16 protein-coding genes are annotated in these 19,455 nt (G+C 65.6%); 6 read left to right on the top strand and 10 right to left on the bottom strand.

Annotation, left to right across the window (positions count from 1 at the left end; translation table 11 throughout):
• Window positions 1-22: 22 nt before the first annotated feature.
• The gene (locus tag ACI0FO_RS15420; protein ID WP_416027920.1) at window positions 23-475 is read right to left on the bottom strand and encodes a hypothetical protein; all 453 of its coding nucleotides are present in this window, start codon (window positions 473-475) and stop codon (window positions 23-25) included.
• Window positions 476-611: 136 nt separating this feature from the next.
• Between ACI0FO_RS15420 and ACI0FO_RS15415 the strand changes: the two genes are divergently transcribed.
• Entirely contained in the window at window positions 612-1,106 is a 495-nt protein-coding gene (locus ACI0FO_RS15415) for a GNAT family N-acetyltransferase (RefSeq protein ID WP_416027918.1), read from the top strand.
• 14 nt (window positions 1,107-1,120) lie between these two features.
• Here ACI0FO_RS15415 and ACI0FO_RS15410 read toward each other — a convergent pair whose 3' ends face one another.
• Window positions 1,121-2,359, bottom strand: a complete 1,239-nt coding sequence (locus tag ACI0FO_RS15410; RefSeq protein WP_416027916.1) for a GGDEF domain-containing protein — start codon at window positions 2,357-2,359, stop codon at window positions 1,121-1,123.
• Between the two features lie 175 nt (window positions 2,360-2,534).
• Here ACI0FO_RS15410 and ACI0FO_RS15405 point away from each other — a divergent pair, with 175 nt between their 5' ends.
• Window positions 2,535-3,386 carry a GNAT family N-acetyltransferase gene (locus ACI0FO_RS15405; RefSeq protein ID WP_416027914.1) on the top strand — a complete coding sequence of 284 codons (852 nt, stop codon included), beginning with the start codon at window positions 2,535-2,537 and terminating at the stop codon, window positions 3,384-3,386.
• Between the two features lie 4 nt (window positions 3,387-3,390).
• Here ACI0FO_RS15405 and dcd read toward each other — a convergent pair whose 3' ends face one another.
• The 4 genes from dcd to apbC form a co-directional block, all read right to left on the bottom strand.
• Window positions 3,391-3,954 carry a dCTP deaminase gene (gene dcd, locus ACI0FO_RS15400; RefSeq protein ID WP_006226186.1) on the bottom strand — a complete coding sequence of 188 codons (564 nt, stop codon included), beginning with the start codon at window positions 3,952-3,954 and terminating at the stop codon, window positions 3,391-3,393.
• Between the two features lie 108 nt (window positions 3,955-4,062).
• Window positions 4,063-7,758, bottom strand: a complete 3,696-nt coding sequence (locus tag ACI0FO_RS15395; protein ID WP_416027912.1) for a translocation/assembly module TamB domain-containing protein — start codon at window positions 7,756-7,758, stop codon at window positions 4,063-4,065.
• Window positions 7,755-9,653 carry an autotransporter assembly complex protein TamA gene (locus tag ACI0FO_RS15390; RefSeq protein ID WP_416027910.1) on the bottom strand — a complete coding sequence of 633 codons (1,899 nt, stop codon included), beginning with the start codon at window positions 9,651-9,653 and terminating at the stop codon, window positions 7,755-7,757. The genes ACI0FO_RS15395 and ACI0FO_RS15390 overlap by 4 nt, the downstream gene beginning before the upstream one ends.
• 3 nt (window positions 9,654-9,656) lie before the next feature.
• Entirely contained in the window at window positions 9,657-10,745 is a 1,089-nt protein-coding gene (apbC, locus tag ACI0FO_RS15385; RefSeq protein ID WP_416027908.1) for an iron-sulfur cluster carrier protein ApbC, read from the bottom strand.
• 101 nt (window positions 10,746-10,846) lie between these two features.
• Between apbC and ACI0FO_RS15380 the strand changes: the two genes are divergently transcribed.
• Both ACI0FO_RS15380 and metG read left to right on the top strand, forming a co-directional pair.
• Window positions 10,847-11,122 carry a hypothetical protein gene (locus ACI0FO_RS15380; protein WP_050448114.1) on the top strand — a complete coding sequence of 92 codons (276 nt, stop codon included), beginning with the start codon at window positions 10,847-10,849 and terminating at the stop codon, window positions 11,120-11,122.
• A gap of 257 nt (window positions 11,123-11,379) precedes the next feature.
• Entirely contained in the window at window positions 11,380-13,446 is a 2,067-nt protein-coding gene (metG, locus tag ACI0FO_RS15375) for a methionine--tRNA ligase (protein ID WP_416027906.1), read from the top strand.
• A gap of 69 nt (window positions 13,447-13,515) precedes the next feature.
• Here metG and ACI0FO_RS15370 read toward each other — a convergent pair whose 3' ends face one another.
• From ACI0FO_RS15370 to ACI0FO_RS15360, 3 genes are all read right to left on the bottom strand, one after another.
• Window positions 13,516-14,253, bottom strand: coding sequence for a sulfurtransferase (locus ACI0FO_RS15370; protein ID WP_416027904.1), 738 nt, complete (start codon window positions 14,251-14,253; stop codon window positions 13,516-13,518).
• A gap of 85 nt (window positions 14,254-14,338) precedes the next feature.
• On the bottom strand, window positions 14,339-15,136 hold the full coding sequence (locus ACI0FO_RS15365; RefSeq protein ID WP_416027902.1) for a DUF4377 domain-containing protein: 798 nt from the start codon (window positions 15,134-15,136) through the stop codon (window positions 14,339-14,341).
• A 139-nt stretch (window positions 15,137-15,275) separates the two neighbouring features.
• Entirely contained in the window at window positions 15,276-15,806 is a 531-nt protein-coding gene (locus ACI0FO_RS15360) for an META domain-containing protein (protein ID WP_416027900.1), read from the bottom strand.
• Window positions 15,807-16,107: 301 nt separating this feature from the next.
• Between ACI0FO_RS15360 and ACI0FO_RS15355 the strand changes: the two genes are divergently transcribed.
• Window positions 16,108-17,256, top strand: a complete 1,149-nt coding sequence (locus tag ACI0FO_RS15355; RefSeq protein ID WP_416027898.1) for an acyltransferase family protein — start codon at window positions 16,108-16,110, stop codon at window positions 17,254-17,256.
• Here the strand turns inward: ACI0FO_RS15355 and ACI0FO_RS15350 are convergent.
• Window positions 17,237-17,632 (bottom strand): helix-turn-helix domain-containing protein, encoded by a 396-nt coding sequence (locus tag ACI0FO_RS15350; protein WP_416028109.1) that lies wholly within the window; start codon window positions 17,630-17,632, stop codon window positions 17,237-17,239. The two genes, ACI0FO_RS15355 and ACI0FO_RS15350, sit on opposite strands and share 20 nt — an antisense overlap.
• A gap of 725 nt (window positions 17,633-18,357) precedes the next feature.
• Between ACI0FO_RS15350 and ACI0FO_RS15345 the strand changes: the two genes are divergently transcribed.
• Window positions 18,358-19,170, top strand: a complete 813-nt coding sequence (locus ACI0FO_RS15345) for a response regulator transcription factor (protein WP_416027896.1) — start codon at window positions 18,358-18,360, stop codon at window positions 19,168-19,170.
• The last annotated feature ends 285 nt before the right edge of the window (window positions 19,171-19,455 follow it).

The raw sequence follows: 19,455 nt of genomic DNA, 5'->3' as shown, positions 1-19,455 counted from the left end.
AACGGCGGCGGGGGGATCAAACCTAGCGGATGGTCTGGGCTTCGCCCGTCTGCAAGGCAGCCGTGAACATCTCGAAATAGGCGGGGATCGCCTCGGAGGCGCCGTACCGGATGCGCCGTTCGACCTTGGCAATGGCGCCAAAACAGACTTCGGAGCCGGGGTCGCCGCACACCAGCACGACCGGGTCTTCGTCGTCGCAGACCTCGTAGAGGCCACCGTGCGCCCGGCGCCCGATCTCGTAGAGGTAGGCGGCGGCGCCGACAGTCTGCATGGGGGTAAGAGGCAAGGTCCCGACGTGGGCGGCCTCGAGCGCGTCATCCAGCGCGTGGACGCTGGACAGGGAATAGTCCAACACTGCGCCCGTGGAACTGGCGGCTTGTACAAAGTCTTGCGCGGCATCCGCCACACGCGCGACGAACTCTTCCTGCACTTCGTCGCGCTTGGCGTCCTGGTTTATCTTGAGGAAACCGAACATCGTTGGCTCCTTTGTGAAAACCGCAAGCGGCAATGTGCCTATTATAGGCAAGCGGCCCGCCTATACTGCCCGAATCCCCCCCGACCGTTCCGTATTCCCAACACTTGCGCCCATGCCCGATTCGCTTGTCAGACGCTTGACCGCCCCTGACGCCCCGTCCCTGCGCCGATTGCGCCTGGATGCGCTGGTGGAAACGCCCGAATCGTTCGGATCAAGTTACGAAGAGGAACACACGCTGACACTGGAGGACATCCGGGGGTGGATCACGCCGCTGGACGACGGCGCGCTGTTCGGGGTGTTCGCGGACGACGCGCTTGCCGGCATGGTCGGCGTGGGCCGTCAGCGCAAATTGAAGATGCGCCACAAGGCGCACATCTGGAGCATGTACGTCGCCCCTGCCCAACGCGGGCGCGGCCTGGGCCGGCTGCTGATGCATGCGGCGATCGCGCATGCGCAGACCATGCGCGGCATCCGGCAAGTGCAATTGAGCGTGACCGCCAACAACGTCGCCGCGGCGGCGCTTTACGCCAGCCTGGGCTTTGTGGAATACGGCACGGAACGCGAAGCGCTATGCGTGAACGGGAAACTCTACGACGAAACCTTGATGGCGCTGGCGTTGTCAGGCAGGTAGCGCCGTGGGGCGATTCAAGCCCCGGCCTTGCGCCGAATACCATACGCGCAGACCTGATTACGGCCGCCGTCCTTGGCCTTGTATAGCGCCTGGTCCGCCGCCTTGATCACCGCGTCCGGCGCCCGCAAGGCGTCGCCACGCTCGGCCACGCCGATGCTGACCGTCACCCGCAGCGGACGCGCGCCGCGCCCTCCCCGCGACCCGCGCCGGCGTTGGCCCGCCTGGTCCGCCTTGGGGCGGGCCGGCTTGTCGCGCAAGCGCATTTGATAGGCCTCGATAGCGCGCCTGACCGTTTCCAAGTGCGGGATGCTCTCCGCCGCGGTCTTGCCGGGAAACACCAACGTGAACTCTTCTCCGCCATAGCGGTACGCCTGCCCGCCGCCGGGAACGCGACGCAGCTGCGAGGCCACCATGCGCAGCACCTGATCGCCCACGTCGTGCCCGTGGGTATCGTTGAAAACCTTGAAGTGATCCACGTCCGCCATCGCCAGCGTATAGACGCGGCCCATGCGCTGCAGCCGTTCATTCAGCGCGCGCCGGCCCGGCAAGCCGGTCAGCTCGTCACGGAACGCCATGTGGAAGCCTTCATGCGCCAGTGAAATGCACAGCGCCGTCAACGCCGCGGCCGACATCAGGGCCAGTTCAACCGGATGCTGTGCGCCACGCGGCAACGCCCATGCCATGCAAACGAACCCCAACCATTGCCCGGCTTGCTGCGGACGCCCGTAGCGCAGCAGCAGCAACGTCAACGTCAGGCCCGTCAACAATAGCGCCACTAGCGTTTCGATCGGCACGCCCAGCCGCGCCAGCTTTCCCTGCACCGCCAGCGTACCGAAGACGTCGGTCAACCCGTCCTTGCCGACCAGCGCGATCACCGCCACGCCCACGGCCATCAGCCCCAGGCGCGCGGCCATATCCAACAGCATGCTTGACCGCTCGGACCACAGCGCATTGACCGTATAGGCCACCGACCACCACGCCAACGCGGGCCCCAACGCCCACGGCGCTTCCCGCACCAGTGTGGGCCAGACCGCGGTCGCGGCCAGCACGCACAGCATCAGCGCCATGGTTTGCGACCGCTGATACATCAAGCAGATCGCCGCGCCGATCAGCGCCATCACCCACGGCACGAACGGCACGATCAGCGTCAGCGCCGGCGGCCAATCGCGCCACAGCATCAGGCCGACCGCAGCCGCCACTGGCAGCGCGGGATAGAACAACAGGGGCAGCCAGGGAATATGGGGGTAACGCACGGGGGTCGGGGCCTTGCTCAGCTTGCAGAGATGACGTCGCCAAATCGGCAAACACATATATCCTTTTTACGGCCAAGCCAGCCGGTTTCTTTAGCGCGCGCGGCAGACACGAAGGCCCGCATGCCGCCACGGGCCCGTGATATGGTTTCTTGCTTCCCCCAAAAGGAAAACCCTTATGCGGATCCTGGTCAACATCGACGTCCCCGAGCTTGAACACGCCATCGACTTTTATCGACGCGCCTTCGGTTTGACGCTGCATCGGCGGTTGGGCCCGAAGGCGGCGGAAATGCTGGGTGCCGATGCGCCCATCTATCTATTGGAGAAACCCGCCGGCACGCCCGCGGCAAGCGCAGCGCGCCAAACGCGCGACTACGCGCGGCATTGGACGCCCGTGCACCTGGATGTCGTGGTGGAAGACGTGGACCGCGCCGTGCAGCAGGCCGTCGCGGCCGGCGCCCTCCTGGAAGACCCGGCAGCCTCTCACGCCTGGGGCCGCATCGCACACCTTAGCGACCCGTATGGCCACGGCATTTGCATCCTGCAATTCCTGGGCCAGGGCTACGATGCGCTGTCAGAGGGCGCAACGCAGTACCGGCCGGTGTCGGACGCGGATTTCGACGCGTTGGCGAACCTGCGGATCGATGCCATGCGGGACAGCCTGACGCGCTTGGGCCGGTTCGACCCGGAACGGGCGCGGGCCCGGTTGCGCAACACTTTCCGCCCCGAACATACCTGGGCGATCGAGCACAACGGGCAAATGGTGGGGTTTTACGCCCTGCGGCCGGAGGGCACGGGCTTGCGGCTGGACCACCTGTACGTGGCGCCGTCCGCGCAAGGAAAAGGCCTGGGCAGCGAGGTCATGCGCCGGATCCTGCAAGACGCCGACAGCCGGGGGCTGCCGGTATCCGTGGGCGCGCTGCGCGGCAGCGATTCCAACCGTTTCTACCGCCGGCACGGGTTTATCCAGACCGGTGAAACCGAGTGGGATATCGACTACCTGCGCCCCGCGCCCGGCCAGGGCGGCTGACGGATCAGGTGCGCGGCAGCGTCACGCCGCGCTGACCCTGGTATTTGCCGCCGCGATCGGCGTAGGACGTCTCGCACACTTCATCGCTTTCCAGGAACAACATCTGCGCGCAGCCTTCGCCGGCGTAGATCTTGGCGGGCAGCGGCGTGGTGTTCGAGAATTCCAGCGTGACGTGGCCTTCCCATTCGGGTTCCAGCGGCGTCACGTTGACGATGATGCCGCAACGCGCGTAGGTGCTCTTGCCCAGGCAGATCGTCAAGACGCTGCGCGGGATGCGGAAGTATTCGACCGTGCGGGCCAGGGCGAACGAGTTCGGCGGAATGATGCAGACATCGCCCTTGAAGTCCACGAACGAGCCTTCATCGAAATTCTTGGGGTCGACGATGGTGGAATTGATGTTCGTGAAGATCTTGAATTCGTCGGCGCAACGCACGTCGTAGCCGTAGCTGCTGGTGCCGTAACTGACGATGCGCCCGCCATTGGCCGTGCGGACCTGACCCGCTTCAAAGGGTTCGATCATGCCGGCTTCGGCCTGGCGGCGGATCCAGCGGTCGCTTTTGATGCTCATGGTGGGAATGGTGCTAAGGGGAAGGAATGGGCCTCATTTTATCCCGAGCGCGCCCCGCCCGCCGGCGGGCCGGGCGGGACGCCTTTATCCCGCCCCGCCCGCCCGCGTTCAATTCCCCCAGAACGTCCGGTAGACCAGCGCGATGCCGTTGACGGAACCGCCCTTCAAGTCCACGGACAGGCCGCGCGCCAGCCGGTAGCTGGCCCGTCCGACCGTGTCGCTGCCCGCCAGCGCCTGTTCGACGCTAAGCGTGATGCCGTTGGCGAACGACTTGCTCGCCACCAGGAACTGCGTCGCCAACTGGCTATCGCTGTCCCGGTTGACGTCGCCCGCGACAGTGCGGTCCGGCAGGATGCTGCCGGAACTGCCAATGTTGCCCGTGCGCACGCTGACATCGTCCAACCCGAATTGCTTGTAGAACGGTTGCCCGCCCCCCAACAGCGCCGTGCCCACCGACACCAACAGGGCCGCGTCGCTGCCGCTTTCGTCCGGGCCCCGGCCCAACAGCAGCCAAGAGAGCTTTTCCACGTCGCTGACGTCGGGATACGACACCAGGTCAATTCGGGGACGCTGCGCCGTGCCCACGACCTTGACGCCCGCCTCGACCTGTTCACCGGTGCGCAGCGCCTCGATATCCAGCAGGGGATTGTCCAAGCGCCCCTGGAAGGTCAGCGTGCCCCGGCTCAGCCGCAGCTTCTGACCATAGGCCTCGATGCCGCCGCCCCGCGTGCGCAACTGGCCCACGCCGGTCAAGCGGCCCTCGTTCAGCAGGATCCGGATCGATCCCAGCAAGCCGGCATCCAGGCCCATTCCGGTGATATAGAACCGCGGCCCCATGTCGAACTTCAGGTTCATGCTGGTCTGCAACGGCGTCGACACCGCTGTCGGGTCCTGCCCGGCGCGGACCACCTTGACGTCGTCATCCAGCGAGGGCACGCCTTGAAGAATTTCCAGGCTGAACCAGCCCGCGTCCGCTTTCAGGTCGCCCACGATTTCGATGCGCGGCATGGCCGCCTTCAGGTCGATGACGCCGGACACCATGGCGTAGCGGTCCGAGCGCTGCAGCGCGGGGAACCGGTGCAAGGTCAGCTTGATGTCGCCGCCGCCGTCCATGATGTTCCACTGGCCACGGGCCTCGGCATAGCCGCCCTTGGCCTCGGGGTTGGTCGTGATCCATTCCTTGGTGCGCCATTCCGCTGGCATTACCCGTAACGACGCCGGAAAACGCAGACTGTCCAGCACGAGCCGGTCGCCGTCCAGACGCGCGGACAGGGTGCCGTCGATCAGGCGCACGCCGTCGTCGATACGCACCACGCGCAGCTTGTCACCGCGAATCGTGCCGCTGGCGGACCACTTTCCGGCCACGGTGCCTTGGGCCTCCAGATTGGCCTTGACGGTGCCGCCGACCTCCATCGAATCGCCCACGAACAGGCCGACCCAGGCCAGGTCGGCGATATCGGCGTCCAACTTGGCGCGCAGGGGCTGGCGCGGGTCCAGCGCCATGCCGCCCTTGGCATCCACGACCAGCACGGCAGAACCGGTGCCGTTGACGGTGCCCATCTTGTCGGTCGCCAGGTTGATCTTGGCGTCCAGCCGGCTGGCATTGGCCGAGGTGGGCGTGGCGGTCAGGTCCAGCACCAGCGCCTTTACCCCCAAGGGGATAGGCGGATCTCCCGGAATCAGCAAATCGCCGTCGCGGCGAGCGATACGGGCCTTGCCGCCCAGCCGCCCGTCGAATTTCAGGTCCCACAGCACGTCCAGCGCGATGCGGCGCTGGCCTTCGGGAACCATTGCATTCACCCGGCTGGGCCCCTTGCCCAACTTCGAGGCCGCCTCGGGATCGACGGCAGTGATCACCTGGCGGGCCATGGCGGCGGTGATGACCAGGTTATCGGCCTGGCCGGCTGTTTCCCAGCGCTTGCCGCCGCCGCGCGACCCTTGGTGCGCCAGGGTCAGGCGTTCCTTGCCCGGGAGTGTCAGGCTCAAGGCGGTCTGGCCGACTTGCCATTGCCACTGGGGCGCCACGGCGGAAGGCAGGTAGGCCAGCGTCACCGGTCGGTCCGCCGTCACCGTAAAACCGGCGGTATCGGCCGTCAGCGTGGAGAATGCGCCGCGCCATCCCTGCAGTTCGGCATCAGGCTGACCGGCGGCGCCTTTGCCCCAGGCGCCGGTAAATACGATATTGGCCTTGGCCGGAGCCTGCCCCAACACGCCGGGACGCGGCTTGGGCGGCGTGTAGCCGGCAGTCACCTCGCCGCGATGCGCGGCCACCGTGCCCGCGAACTTGCCCTTGACCTCAGCACCGCCCGGAATGCCGGGCCAGAAGGCGTCCAATTGGGGCGCCTGGGCGTCAAGGGTCAAGGAACCGTCCTTGGCGTCCAGTTCGCCCTTGGCCTGAATCCGGTTGCGGCCCAGCTTCACGTCCACGTCCAGGCCATGAATGCGCAAGCCGGCCAGCGGATCCGGCTCGGCGCTACCGGGAGGCGTCGCCGCGCCCGGCGCCGAGGCCTCCGGCGCGGCAAGGTCGACCTGCGCCTTCAATGCCCCGGTCAGCGGCTGTTTGTTCCAGCGCGTGCCGTCTTCGAAACGCAAGTCGACGGCGGCGTGCCGCAATTGGCTCAGGTTTTCGATATCGGCCTGCACGTCGCCGCGCAAGGTCAGCACGGCGGGCGGTATAGCCTCGCCCAGCCAGGGCGCCAGATCCAGGCGCTGGGCGCTGATGGTGCCCACGATACGGTCGCGGCCCGCGCCCTGGGCGGCATCGGACTGCAGATCGAGTTGCGCGGCAAGCGTTGATTTATCGGGCAGTTGCGCATTGGCGCGGGCGCTGCGCAACACCAGCGCGGTGCGTGGCGCCAGGTCGGCCACCACCTCGAGCAGCAACCCGGAACCCACGCCGTCCAGCTTGGCCTGGATGCCGTCCAGGGAACCCGCGGCGTCCGCGCGCAGCAGCACCTGGCAAGCGGGCGCGGGCGGGCCGACGGGCTCGGACGGCCTGGCGGCCTTGGGATCGGCCTTGGCCTTGGGGTCGGCTTTGGTCTTGGGATCGGCTTTGGTCTTGGGATCGGCCTTTGTATTGGCGTTGCCCGGGCGCGTGTCGAACACGCCGCTCAGCTTGTCCGCCTGGCACAACGGGGAATCCGGGCCGGAACCCCGGGCGGTCACGTCCAACCGAGCGGTGAACGGCCAGGGATCGGCCATGCCTTGCAGATCGGCCTGACCCGATACCTCGGCCTGCCCGACCTCATGGCCGACGCGCAGGTTGGCGATGCGCAGTTGCGCCCCCTGCTTGCCCGCCGCGAAAGTGGCGTTCAGGCCGCCCAACGTGACGGGCAGCGGCTGGCCGTCCTGGTCCAGCTGGAAGTCGCCCAGCGCCACGCTGTCCACGGCAATGTCCACCGGCAGCGACGGCAGCGTGAACGGCGTGCCGTCGTCTTCCTCGGGCGTCGTCTCGGGCGACGCGCTCAGCGTCACGTGCACCGACCCCGCCGAGACGTCGCGCACATGCAGCAGGCGGTCGCCCAGCGCACGCCAATGCACGTCCAGATGCAGATCGGTGATGTCGATCCGGGTGCCGCCCACATCCAGGTCCAGTTTGCCCACCGACACGCCGCGCAGCAGCGAACCATTCACCGCCAGCGCCTGCCCGTTCAATTGCTGGGCCGCCGTCGTCAACAGCAGGCGGGTGCCGTTTTGCGACCCCACCAGCCAGAACAGGAATCCGCTGGCCAGCAGCGCCAGCATCGCCAGGCCCGGCAACCACCAAACCAGGATGTGGCGCAGGATTTTGCGCAACACCTTCAAAACGCGATCCCCAACGAAAAGTGCAGGCGCAGGTCGCGTTCACGCTGGCCGTAGGCCAGGTCCAGGAACAGCGGGCCCGCCGGCGTGCGCACCCGGGCGCCCACGCCATAGCCCACCGCCAGCGACATGTCGCCGAACGACTCCGCGGCGTCGCCGGCGTCCACGAACACGCCCATGCCCCAGCGCTCATCGAAATAGTGGTCGTATTCGACGCTGCCCACGACGAGCGTGGGCGCGCCCACGACGGCGTTGTCGCGCTGCACGCCGATGCTCTGGTACTTGTAGCCCCGAATCGAGCGCGCGCCGCCTGTGCGGAAGCCGAAATCGTCCGGCACCTGCACCTTGCTGCTGGACCAGACGCGGCCGACTTCGCCCCGCACGGTCAGCACGTCCAGCTTGCCGATGGGCCACCATTTCTGGGCGCGCAAGCGGGCGCGCGTGTAGGGCTCGCCGGTGTCCAGCGTCACGCCCACGCCGCCACCCACCGCGATCAGGTGACCTTCGCGCGGGTCGTACTTGTTGTCCACATCGCGGCGCAGCCACTCGGCCGTCGCGGTCAGCGTCGGCAAGGTGTATTCATCGCCGCCGTCGATCTTCACGTGGTCCTGCGCCAGCAACAGGCCCCAGCGGGTTTCGTATTCCACGCGGCTGTCGCCCGCGCCCTTGCGTTCTTGCAGCCGCGTCGCGCCCAGCGCGTAGCGGGTGACGTCCAGACCCTGGATATCGGAATGGTCCGCCAGCACGCCGAAGGAATCCTTATAGCCGCGCGCGGTGGGCGGCAACAGAAAGTCGGCATAGGCGCGTTGGCGCAGCCGGTCCACGCTGAAACCCGTCTCCATGGTGACCGGCTGGCCGAACACCACGTTCTGCCGGTACAGCGATTCCACGCGCACGCCCGCTTCGTCGTCCACGCCCAGCGACGCCGTGAAACGCTTGGGCGGCGCTTCGACCACGCGCACCTGCACGGGAAGCGTCACTTCGCCGTCGGAGTCATAGGCGGCGGGCGGCGGCGGCACGGCGCCGGACACGGAGGGGTCGCCCGCAGGCGTGGCCGCGGCCAGATCGGTCGAGCCCGGCGCGCGCGCCCGGTCCGATTTCACGTCTTGCGCCAGCTGCTCTTGCGCGCTCCCCGGCTGCTCGAGCGAGACAAAGGCGCCACGGAAAAACGCGGTGGACTGCAGGTCCTGCTGCCAGGTGTCCAGACGGTCCTGGTCGTAGGCCGAGCCCACGGAATAGCGCACGTAGCGCTGGACGAGTTTGTCCGGCACCCGCTTCAGGCCCTCGGTATTCAGTTCGCCCATGCGAACCTGGGGCCCGCTGTCGATCGTGACACGCAGCACAGCCGACGCCGCATCCGCCTGGATGTCGGCCTGTGACGCAGTCATGCGCGCCAGCATGAAGTCGCGGGTCGAGACCTGGTCCAGCAGGCTTGATTTGGCCTTGTTCCAGTCGCTGTTGATGAACGGCTGCCCCGCCTTCAGCTGCCAGTCGTCGCGCAGCTTCTGCACGCGCTGCGCGAATTCGGGGCGGGTGATGCGGCCCGTGAACGTCAGGTCGACTTCCGACACCGTCGTGCGCTTGCCGGAAACGATGCCGATATCCCAGGTTTCCCCGCCGATATCGGTGCCGGCTTCGAGCGTGACCGTGGGCGAAAAGTAGCCCTGGGTAGCCAGGGCGGCCAGCGTCGCGTCGCGCGCGCGACGCCGCAACCGGTTGATTTCACCGCCGTCCTGGTCTTCGGCCAGCCGCGCGATCGCGCCCACCGCCTCGGTAATCGCCTGGAGCGCGGCCGGCGGCACGCCGCCGGGGTCCACGATGATCTCCGGACGTTTGGCCAGCGCCTCGCCCGATACCATGCAAAGTCCAGCCAAGAAGGCTCGGGCTGCCCACCGCATGCGTCAGGTCGGCTGTTGTACGACGATGGACGGGAATTTTCCGGCCATGTCGCGCGGTAGCGCCGCGACGCCTGCTGCCAGCTTCCGGGCAATCCCCCGATACAACGCGGCGGCTTCGCTGCCCGCGTCCGACACCACGGTCGGCGTGCCGGCGTCCGTCTGCTCGCGGATCGCCAGCGTCAACGGCAGGCTGCCCAACCAGGGCGTCTGATATTGCTCGGCCATGCGCTGGCCGCCGCCTTCGCCGAAGATGTGTTCGGCGTGCCCGCATTGTGAGCAGATATGGATGGCCATGTTCTCGACCACGCCCAGGATCGGCACCTCGACCTTCTGGAACATGCGCAAGCCCTTGCGCGCGTCCAGCAGCGCCACGTCCTGCGGCGTCGTGACGATGACGGCGCCCACCACCGGCACTTTCTGCGCCAGGGTCAGGGCCACGTCGCCGGTTCCCGGCGGCATGTCGACGATCAGATAGTCCAGATCGCGCCAATTGGTTTGGCGCAGCAGTTGCTCCAGCGCCTGCGTGACCATGGGGCCACGCCAGATGGCGGGCGAATCGGCGTCGATCAGGAAGCCGATGGAATTCGCCTGCAGGCCGTGGCCCGTCAGCGGCTCCATGCTTTTGTTGTCCAGGCTTTCGGGACGGCCGGAAATACCCAACATCGTCGGCACGCTGGGGCCGTAGATATCGGCGTCCAGCACGCCCACCTTGGCGCCTTCGGCGGACAGTGCAAGCGCCAGGTTCACGGCGGTGGTGCTTTTGCCCACCCCGCCCTTGCCCGAGGCCACTGCAATAATGTTGCGCACGTTCGGCAGGGGCTTCAAGCCCTTCTGGACGGCATGGGCGGCAACTTTCCAGGTAACGGTGACCTGCGCGTCGGGCACGCCGGCGGCAGCCAGCGCCGCCACGGCGATGTCGCGGACCTGGTCGCGGACGCTGTCGGCCGGGTAGCCGAGTTCCAGCGTCAGCGCGGCGCGGCCGCCCGCGAGTTGAATGTCACGATCTTTTACAGAAACGCCTAGGTCCAGTCCGGTGTTGGGGTCGTGCGCGGCGCGCAAAGCGGCGCGGATGTGTTCTATCGTTATACTCATGTCACTATGGTTCCGTAGGCAGCGCGGCTTCTGCGGGCCGCCGTCCCCTAAAGGATAGCGGATACACGGGAACCTTTCGCTGCGTTTTGCATCCGACCTTCATGACCAACACACTTATCCGCTTCTTCCGTGCCGTCCTATTCGCCGCCTTGGCCTTGATCGGCATGGCGATGGCGCTGGTCTTCATGCTGTCCACGGCGCTCGCCGTGGCGATCCTGTACGTGGTCGCCAAGGTGCGCGGCAAACCTTTCGGCGTTCGCGCCTATTGGAGCCAGCGCCAAGGCGCTCGACCGGGTCCGTTCCAGTCCGCCACCGCCCCCTTCGCCACGCAACCGCGCGGCGATGTGATCGACGTCGAAGCCCGCGAAATCCGCTGACGGCGGCTTTGCGTGAGCGCTTGCGCCGCCCTGCGGCGCAAGCCGGCCAATGCGCGGCGTGTCGCCCGGGCGTCTCCGCGCAGACCGCCGGCGCGCGGCCTGTCCCCGCATTCCTTCAACCCGCCTCCTTCGCAGCGTTGCGATAGGCGGGTTGCGTCGTTTTCGGGCACCGGCCCGCCCCTGGCCGGGCAAGTCGTCTCCGTTGCCCTAAAATGGCCGGCTAACTCCCTTTTTCCCCTCAACCTCTACTGACAACCATGTCTCGCACCCTATTTGTCACCACTGCGCTGCCCTACGCCAACGGATCTTTCCACATCGGCCACATCATGGAGTACATCCAGGCCGATATCTGGGTCCGTTCGATGCGAATGGCGGGCCACACGGTGCACTTCGTAGGGGCGGATGACGCGCATGGCGCGCCCATCATGTTGAAGGCCGAAAAGGAAGGCATCACGCCGCAGGCGCTGGTTGCCCGCTACGCCGCTGAGCGTCCGCAATACCTGAACGGCTTCCACATCCGTTTCGACCACTGGCATTCCACGGACTCCGCCGAGAACGTCGCGCTGTCCCACGATATCTATCGCGCCTTGAAGGCCCAGGGCCTGATCGAAACGCGCTCGATTGAACAGTTTTACGACCCGGTCAAGGGCATGTTCCTGGCCGACCGCTACATCAAGGGTGAATGCCCGAAGTGCCACGCCAAGGACCAGTACGGCGATTCCTGCGAGGTCTGTGGCGCCGTCTACGCGCCCACCGAGCTTATCAACCCGTACTCGGCGCTGACTGGCGCCACCCCGGTGCTGAAGTCGTCGGACCACTTCTTCTTCAAGCTGTCCGACCCGCGCTGCGTGGAATTCCTGCAGCAATGGACCACGGGGTCGAACGCCAACGGCGGCAAACACCTGCAACCGGAAATGTTGGCCAAGACCCGCGAATGGCTGGGCGCCGAAGACGGCGAAGCCAAGCTGGGGGACTGGGACATTTCGCGCGATGCGCCCTACTTCGGCATCGAGATCCCCGATGCGCCGGGCAAGTACTTCTATGTATGGCTGGACGCGCCGGTGGGCTACCTGGCGTCGCTGAAATCGTATTGCGAGGTCAAGGGCCTGGATTTCGACGCCCTGTTGGATCCCAACGGCACGACCGAGCAAGTCCACTTCATCGGCAAGGACATCGTGTACTTCCACGCGCTGTTCTGGCCCGCGATGCTGAAGTTCGCTGGCCGCAAAACGCCGGACGCGGTGAATGTGCACGGCTTCATCACCGTCAGCGGTGAAAAGATGTCCAAGAGCCGCGGCACCGGCATCTCGCCGCTGCGCTACCTGGAAATCGGCATGAACGCCGAGTGGCTGCGCTATTACATCGCCGCCAAGCTGAACGCACGGGTCGAAGACATGGACTTCAACCCCGAGGACTTCATCGCCCGGGTCAACAGCGACCTGGTCGGCAAGTACGTCAATATCGCCAGCCGCGCCGCCAGCTTCATCACCAAGCACTTCGACGGCGCACTGGGTTATTCGGGCGACACCGCCGCGCTGTCCGCCGAATACGCCGAACAGGCGGAATCCATCCGTGCCGCCTTCGAAGCGCGCGAATACAACCGCGCCATCCGCGAAATCATGGCGTATGCCGACGGCATCAACCAGGCATTCGACACGGCCCAGCCGTGGGTGCTGGCCAAGGGCATCGCGACCGCCGACGGCGCGCAAAAAGCCGCGCTGCAGGACATCTGCTCGCGTTCGCTGGCGGGCTTCAAGGCCCTGTCCGTGATGCTGGCCCCTGTGTTGCCGTCGCTGACCGAACGCGTGGCGCTGGAACTGTTCGGCGCCCAGGCTCCGTTCACGTGGGCCGACGCCGCCGTGCTGCCGCAGCGCGTCGCGCCGTTCAAGCACCTGATGCAGCGCGTCGAACCGCAGATGCTGGAAGACCTGTTCGAACCGCCCGCCGCCCCGGTGGTGGTGCCCGGCGGCGAGCCGGTGGCTGAAACGATCTCGATCGACGACTTCGCCCGAGTCGACCTGCGCATCGCGCAGATCGTCAATTGCGAACACGTCGAAGGCTCGACCAAGCTGCTGCGCCTGACGCTCGACGTGGGCGAAGGCCGCCACCGCAACGTGTTCTCGGGCATCAAGTCGGCCTACAAGCCCGAAGACCTGATCGGCAAACTGACCGTCATGGTGGCCAACCTGGCCCCGCGCAAGATGAAATTCGGCGTATCCGAAGGCATGGTGCTGGCGGCCAGCCACGCGGACGAAGCCGTGGACGCCGGCATCTACGTGCTGGAACCGTTTCCGGGCGCCAAGCCCGGCATGCGCGTGCGCTGATCACGCAACCCGCGCAGCAAGTACAAAGCCCACCAAGAAACTGGTGGGCTTTTTGTTGTGCGACCGGACCTACGCCTTGCTAGGCGCCAACCCCGGGTCCAGCGAATGCCGCTCGTCGAACACGAAGCACTTGCCTTCGTAGCCCAGCCCGCCGGTCTCCTCGAAGTACTTCAGGATGCCGCCGTCCAGCTGATACACGTTCTGGATGCCGGCTTCGTTCATGTAGATGGCCGCTTTCTCGCAGCGGATGCCGCCCGTGCAGAAGCTGACGACGGTCTTGCCTTCGAGTTCGGCGCGGTGCGCCTGGACTGCGGCGGGGAATTGCGTGAAGCGGTCGATGCGCCAATCGATCGCGTTTTTGAACGTGCCCTCATCCACTTCGAACGCGTTGCGGGTGTCGAGCATCACGACGGGGCGGCCAGCGTCGTCCATGCCCTGGTCCAGCCAGCGGGCCAACGTCTGCGCGTCAACGCCCGGGGCGCGACCGGCCTCGGGACGGATCGTGGGGTGATCCATGCGGATGATCTCGCGCTTGATCTTCACCAACAGCTTGCGGAACGGCACGCCTTCGCTGTGGCTGAACTTGACTTCCAGGTCGGCGAAACGCGCATCCGCGCGCAGCGTTTGCAGAAAGTGCTCGATGCCCTCTGCCGAGCCGGCCAGGAACAGATTGATGCCCTCTTCGGCCAACAGGATGGTGCCCTTGAGCGCGGCGTCGCCGGCCAAGGCCAGCAGGCGGGCGCGCAGGTTGGGCAGCGCATCCAGCGAAACGAATTTATAGGCGGCGATATTGACGACGGAAGTCATGGCAAAGCGAAGAAAAGCGGACGGCGAAGCCCGTAATAGTAATCGGTGGGCGCGTTACCCTGCGCCCCGCCCGCCTTGATCCGGCTCAACGATTAACGATTTCCTGCTCGATCACGGCGTCCAGCACCCAGCGCATGGACGAACCGTTGGCTGGCGGATTCGGGTCGGCGACCTCGACCACGCGCAGGCGGTAGCGGATGCCTGGCTGGAAATTGAAGCCGGTGATATCCCCGTACCAGAACTGCCACGGCTGCGCGGCGCTATCGCGTACCTGGTAACACAGGGTGCGGCCCGCGCCGGCGTTGCAGGGCACGCGCTCTGAATTCACGTAGACCAGCTTGGTCGGCCCCGCCTGGCCGCCCGCCACCGGGTCGACGCGGCGGCCGAAGTCCAGCGTATCGCCGGTGCTCAGCACCCACGTCATGCGCTGTGGGTTATTGGTGTTGTCCAGTGACGTGGCGGTGATGCGGGTCAGGCCGTCCAGGAAGGCGCGCTCAAGCGCCATGTTCTGCGCAGCGCAGGCCATCATCGTCGCCACCGGATTCGCCTGCACGATCAATTGGCCGTTGGCCACGGTATAGGGCGCGTTGTACTGGTTGCAGCCCGCGAAGCCAGACATGCGCGGGGCGCCCCGGTCGTGGATGAAGGTGACGGTCAGGGGCCGCGACCCTGAGGACGGATGCGGAATGGCGCGCAACCCGCCACCAGGCTGGGTCCACCGCGCCAGGTCCCAGCTGGTCTGCGCCAGGATGTCCGAGGCCGAGGCTGGCTGGTAACGGGGATCCTGCCCGTCGGCGGCGCGCTGCGGCGACGATGCGCAAGCAACGAGGCCGACGGACAGCATGCAGGGCGCCAACCAGCGCAAGGAAGCGGTAAAGGACATGGGGGTCTCCCGGAATCTCGGCAAGGAACGGCCCGACTCCGCGCGAGGCGGCCACGATCGGGCAGCGCCATTGTAGGCGCGTCCCGGCCGTGTTTTCAGCCCGAAAACACCCTGAAACGGCTATCCGCGGCGTGGGGCATTATGGCGTGGGAGGATCCTGGCGCCGTTCGAATTCCAGCACATCGCCGCCACGCAGGTTGAACGTCAGGTGCCGCGGGGCGCCGCCGTTATCCAGCGTGAAGGTATCGATGGCCGTCAGGCCGCGCAGATAGTCCGCTTCCAGCTTGGCGCGTTCGGGCGCCGGACAAGCCATGCGGGTCGAGGCCGGCGCATTGATGAAGAGTTTGCCGCGTTCCAGCTTGTACGAACCCATGTAGCGATTGCAGCCCGAAAAGCCATTCACCTGGTATTGCTTGCCCTGCGCCAGGAACGTCAGGCGCACCGGCTCACCATTGTCGCCATGCGGAATGTCCCGCAACGCGCCGCCGGCTTGCGTCCAGCGCACCAGTTCCCAGCTGGTCTGCGCCAACGAATCGGCGCTGCTTGCCGCATTGGCCGCCGCAGCGCCTTCCGGGCGCGCGCCCCCTGTGGACCCCGCGCAACCCGTCAATGCGACAGTCAGAAGGCTCAGGCACAGCGCCCGGCCGCGCGAAGACAAATGGGTAAGCATGGATGGCACTCCTAAAAAAATCACACCCCCAACTGTAACCGGCGCCGGGGCAGGACGTCCTTTCCTCCCCCCTACAGCCGTATCCAAAAGCAGCAAACGGAGACCGACGCCCACACCGATGATGCAGGCAGCTGCATCGAATGCCGCATGGCGGCGCTTTCAGGTGACGCGCAGAATCATTGCAGACCATATTTCCGGCACGCCCCGGGCAGCAGGGGGAAACGCCGTCGGTCACATACCTACCGCGAACGCAGGTGTCCGGCCCATGGGGCCAACAATAAAACGACGGGGAGACACGGCGATGGGCTTTTTGAGAACGTTACTGGCGCTATCAGTGGTGCTGGATCACTTGGGCGGCGGCTACGCCGATCATTTGGTCGGCGGCCGGCTTGCAGTGCAGCTTTTTTATGTGATTTCCGGCTTCTTGATTTCATTTGTCCTGACCGGGACGGACAACTATCAGGGCGCCACAGGCAAGTTCTACGCGAATCGCTTCCTGCGGCTCTTCCCCGTCTATCTGGCGGTGGCGGCCTTGACGTTGATGGCGCACGTGCTGAGCGGCGGCGCGTTCTTTCGCATCTACGACACCCTGCCGTTTTCCGCTGAGCTGTTCCTGATGGTGGCGAACTTGCTTATCCTGGGCCAGGACTGGCTGATGTTCTTCGGCATTGAACACGGCGCGCTGGCCTTCACGGGCAGCTTCGCGCACAGTGAAGTGCCCTTGTACCAGGGGCTGCTGGTGCCGCAAGCGTGGACGCTGGGCGTGGAGATGAGCTTCTATCTTGTGGCGCCCTTCGTGCTGCATTCCCCGCGCCGGCTGATGGCGTTGCTGGCGGCGTCGCTGGCGTTGCGCGCCGTGCTTATCGCCACCGGCATCGGCATGAGCGACCCGTGGACCTACCGCTTCTTCCCAACGGAACTTGCGCTGTTCCTGGTTGGGTCGCTGTCCCACCAAGTGCTGCTGCCGCGATGCAAAGCCTGGACCCGGCGCATCCATCGGCTGCCCGAAGCGGGCACCGCCGTGCTGGTCGCTTATTGCCTGCTGCACTTTTCGATCGGACTGAACCACAACGTGCGCGATGCGCTGGCGGTAATGCTGTTCGCGGGCCTGCTGCCGCTGGCGTTCCTGTTCCAGTCGCGCCACCGGTTGGACAAGGCGGTTGGGGAATTGAGCTATCCCATCTACATCTGCCATTCGCTGGTGATCATGTTCTTCAGTTGGCTGCTGAACGACGTCGAAGCGAACCAGCCCATGCTCTTTGCCGCGCTGGTGGTCACGGGTTGTATCGGATTTTCGGCGTTGCTTAACGGCTTGATCGCGGATCCGGTGGAACGTCTACGCAGCCGGTTGCGCAGCGACCCGCCAAGGGGCGAAAAGACACCAGCGGCGAACACGCGACGGCCCGCGCAGCCGGGCCAGGCGTTGGGCTCTATTCGCCGCGCGCCTTGATATACGCGGCGAGCACCAATTCGATCTGCCGCTTTTCCTGCGAGCTCAACCGCGAATAGGTCGCGTAAGACACCGATTCGAACGGCCAGGCGGGCGGCGGGTCGACATCGCCGGCCCTGGCGGCCGGCTCGGAATAACCGGAATTCAGCATCGGCCCCTCTCCGGTGCTGAGCCACATCGGGCTGACCCGCAATGCGCGGGCCAACTTGATGAGCGCATCACTGGAGGGTTGCAGGCGTTGCCCGCTTTCGTAGTTGCCAATGGCGCTTTGCGACAGGTTGCTTGCGACCGCCAAGTCCTTTTGAGTCCATCCCTGAAGCATTCTTGCGTTGCGCAGACGATGGCTAAACGTGTCCAATCGATCAACCTGAGACATTAATATGAATTTATTTATTTGATTAAAACATCTCAATACTGGCGCCAAAGAAACGGACTACACCCCAATTTGCGGGCTAATCCATAAATCGCATTATTTACCTGTTTGCCCCGGTTATCCCTTGGCCGGGGCTTGCACGGCACCGCTGGCGTAATCCAGAAAAACCCATACCCGCTATTGACTTACCGGGACTTTCCAAGACAGGCGCCGGAACCGCTTGCGTGAGGCAAGGCCCGCACCCGCCTGGAAAAATCCGCATAAGTTTATGGGCAATCCGGCGTCAAAAATAGAAAATAATGTATCGGTAATACTAAATAATCTGCCGTCATTAACGCCCCATGAACAGCGTTTCACCCGCTTCCAGGGGGTTTGGCCGGAACGCGAAGTTACCATCAGAAACTACAGAAACGTATCTTCACAAAAAAACACGCCCGTGTTTAAATGAAACACGGGCGTGACTTCCATGCAGGATCGGGTCATCGGCGGCCAGGGGCGACAACGCCGCGGCACGCGCCAGGCAGGATCCCGGCCCGGTCAGGCTGGCCGCAAGCGCGCATAGAACCTGGACAAAGGTCCAGACCTTCCGCCCACATTCAAACAACACCGCCAGACGGTCCCGTCATGGCGCGCAGCTTAAAGAGGGGAGCTATGCCAGGACAGCCGAGGCCGACGCGCTTCCCTTTCAAGCGCCGCCCCCACGCGGCGCAACCTCATTGGAAGCATCAATGAACAACACGCTGGATGTCATTTTCCTAGGGCAGGACGACGCCAGGCATGCCAGGCTGGAAGACGCCCTGTCCCACCTGGGCTTCAGCGTCCGCCGTTGCTACGACCTGGTGGATGTCTATGACCGGTACTCCCGCAGGCCCAGCCCCTTGGTGGTGCTGGAAGCGCCGCTACCCGACATCCACAACGCCGCGGTCCGGCTGCGCGCGGTGGACCGCGGCCTGGGCATCGTGGCGATTGCCACGTTCGCCGATACCGAGAGCCGCATCCGCACGCTGCTCTGCGGCGCGGACGCTTGCCTGCCGCCCGACGTAAGCGGACTGGAACTTGCCGCGGTGCTGCAGGCGCTGGTGCGCCGCGCCGTGGGGCTGGACGGCATGGACGCGGCGTCGGACGCGCACACGGAAGAACCCGCCCAGGAAACCTGGCGGCTGGCGAATAAAGGATGGACGTTGGTCAGCCCCGGCGGCCGCATATTGGGCCTGACGACGGGCGAACGCGACTTCCTGTCGCGCCTGGTGGCCGCACCCGACCGCAAGATCAGCCGCGATGCTTTCTATGCCGATGGCGCGGAAGACGCCGATAGCGGCATCACGCGCCGTCGCTTCGTGGACGTGATGATCAGCCGCCTGCGTCGCAAGGCGGCCGCCAATCAGATGACGTTGCCGATCCGCGCCGTGCATGGCTGGGGCTACATGTTCGCCGCAGACATCACGTTGGATCTGGACTATCGGGATGCTGGACATGACAGCCGCGCGGACGGGCTGGAGGACTGGCGCCGCGAGACGGCGGACGCAGGCGCGTCAACCTAAGACGAATCGCAGCCGCGATGGCCGGGCGGCGTGGGCCGCGCGCCATGCAACAGGCGAAAAAAACGCGGCGCTGCCCCCGAGAGGTAAGACGCCGCGCTAAAACAACACGTGAACCCGGAGTCATCAGCCGGCACTGATGCCTTCTACCTGGATCACGCGATTCCAACATTCGTGCCTCATACTGCTCACGCACGGTCCGACCGTGAACTTGAACGGGGTCTCTAGTCCCCGCGCAAGCTGCAACGTGATCAACGCCCGGGGTCTGGGCCCGCCCTGACTACTGGC

The sequence above is a fragment of the Achromobacter marplatensis genome (assembly GCF_049060505.1).
Taxonomy (GTDB): Bacteria; Pseudomonadota; Gammaproteobacteria; order Burkholderiales; family Burkholderiaceae_B; genus Achromobacter; species Achromobacter marplatensis_A.
Note: the sequence above shows the minus strand (reverse complement) of the source record. Positions and strands in the feature narration are given on the sequence as shown.

Excerpts from the sequence above, each read along its gene's own strand:
- ACI0FO_RS15355 (WP_416027898.1), top strand. The coding sequence starts at position 16,108 with ATGGGCTTTTTGAGAACGTTACTGGCGCTATCAGTGGTGCTGGATCAC.
- apbC (WP_416027908.1), bottom strand. The coding sequence starts at position 10,745 with ATGAGTATAACGATAGAACACATCCGCGCCGCTTTGCGCGCCGCGCAC.
- dcd (WP_006226186.1), bottom strand. The coding sequence starts at position 3,954 with ATGAGCATCAAAAGCGACCGCTGGATCCGCCGCCAGGCCGAAGCCGGC.
- ACI0FO_RS15380 (WP_050448114.1), top strand. The coding sequence starts at position 10,847 with ATGACCAACACACTTATCCGCTTCTTCCGTGCCGTCCTATTCGCCGCC.
- ACI0FO_RS15420 (WP_416027920.1), bottom strand. The coding sequence starts at position 475 with ATGTTCGGTTTCCTCAAGATAAACCAGGACGCCAAGCGCGACGAAGTG.
- metG (WP_416027906.1), top strand. The coding sequence starts at position 11,380 with ATGTCTCGCACCCTATTTGTCACCACTGCGCTGCCCTACGCCAACGGA.
- ACI0FO_RS15365 (WP_416027902.1), bottom strand. The coding sequence starts at position 15,136 with ATGTCCTTTACCGCTTCCTTGCGCTGGTTGGCGCCCTGCATGCTGTCC.
- ACI0FO_RS15360 (WP_416027900.1), bottom strand. The coding sequence starts at position 15,806 with ATGCTTACCCATTTGTCTTCGCGCGGCCGGGCGCTGTGCCTGAGCCTT.
- ACI0FO_RS15345 (WP_416027896.1), top strand. The coding sequence starts at position 18,358 with ATGAACAACACGCTGGATGTCATTTTCCTAGGGCAGGACGACGCCAGG.
- ACI0FO_RS15350 (WP_416028109.1), bottom strand. The coding sequence starts at position 17,632 with ATGTCTCAGGTTGATCGATTGGACACGTTTAGCCATCGTCTGCGCAAC.
- ACI0FO_RS15405 (WP_416027914.1), top strand. The coding sequence starts at position 2,535 with ATGCGGATCCTGGTCAACATCGACGTCCCCGAGCTTGAACACGCCATC.
- ACI0FO_RS15390 (WP_416027910.1), bottom strand. The coding sequence starts at position 9,653 with ATGCGGTGGGCAGCCCGAGCCTTCTTGGCTGGACTTTGCATGGTATCG.
- ACI0FO_RS15370 (WP_416027904.1), bottom strand. The coding sequence starts at position 14,253 with ATGACTTCCGTCGTCAATATCGCCGCCTATAAATTCGTTTCGCTGGAT.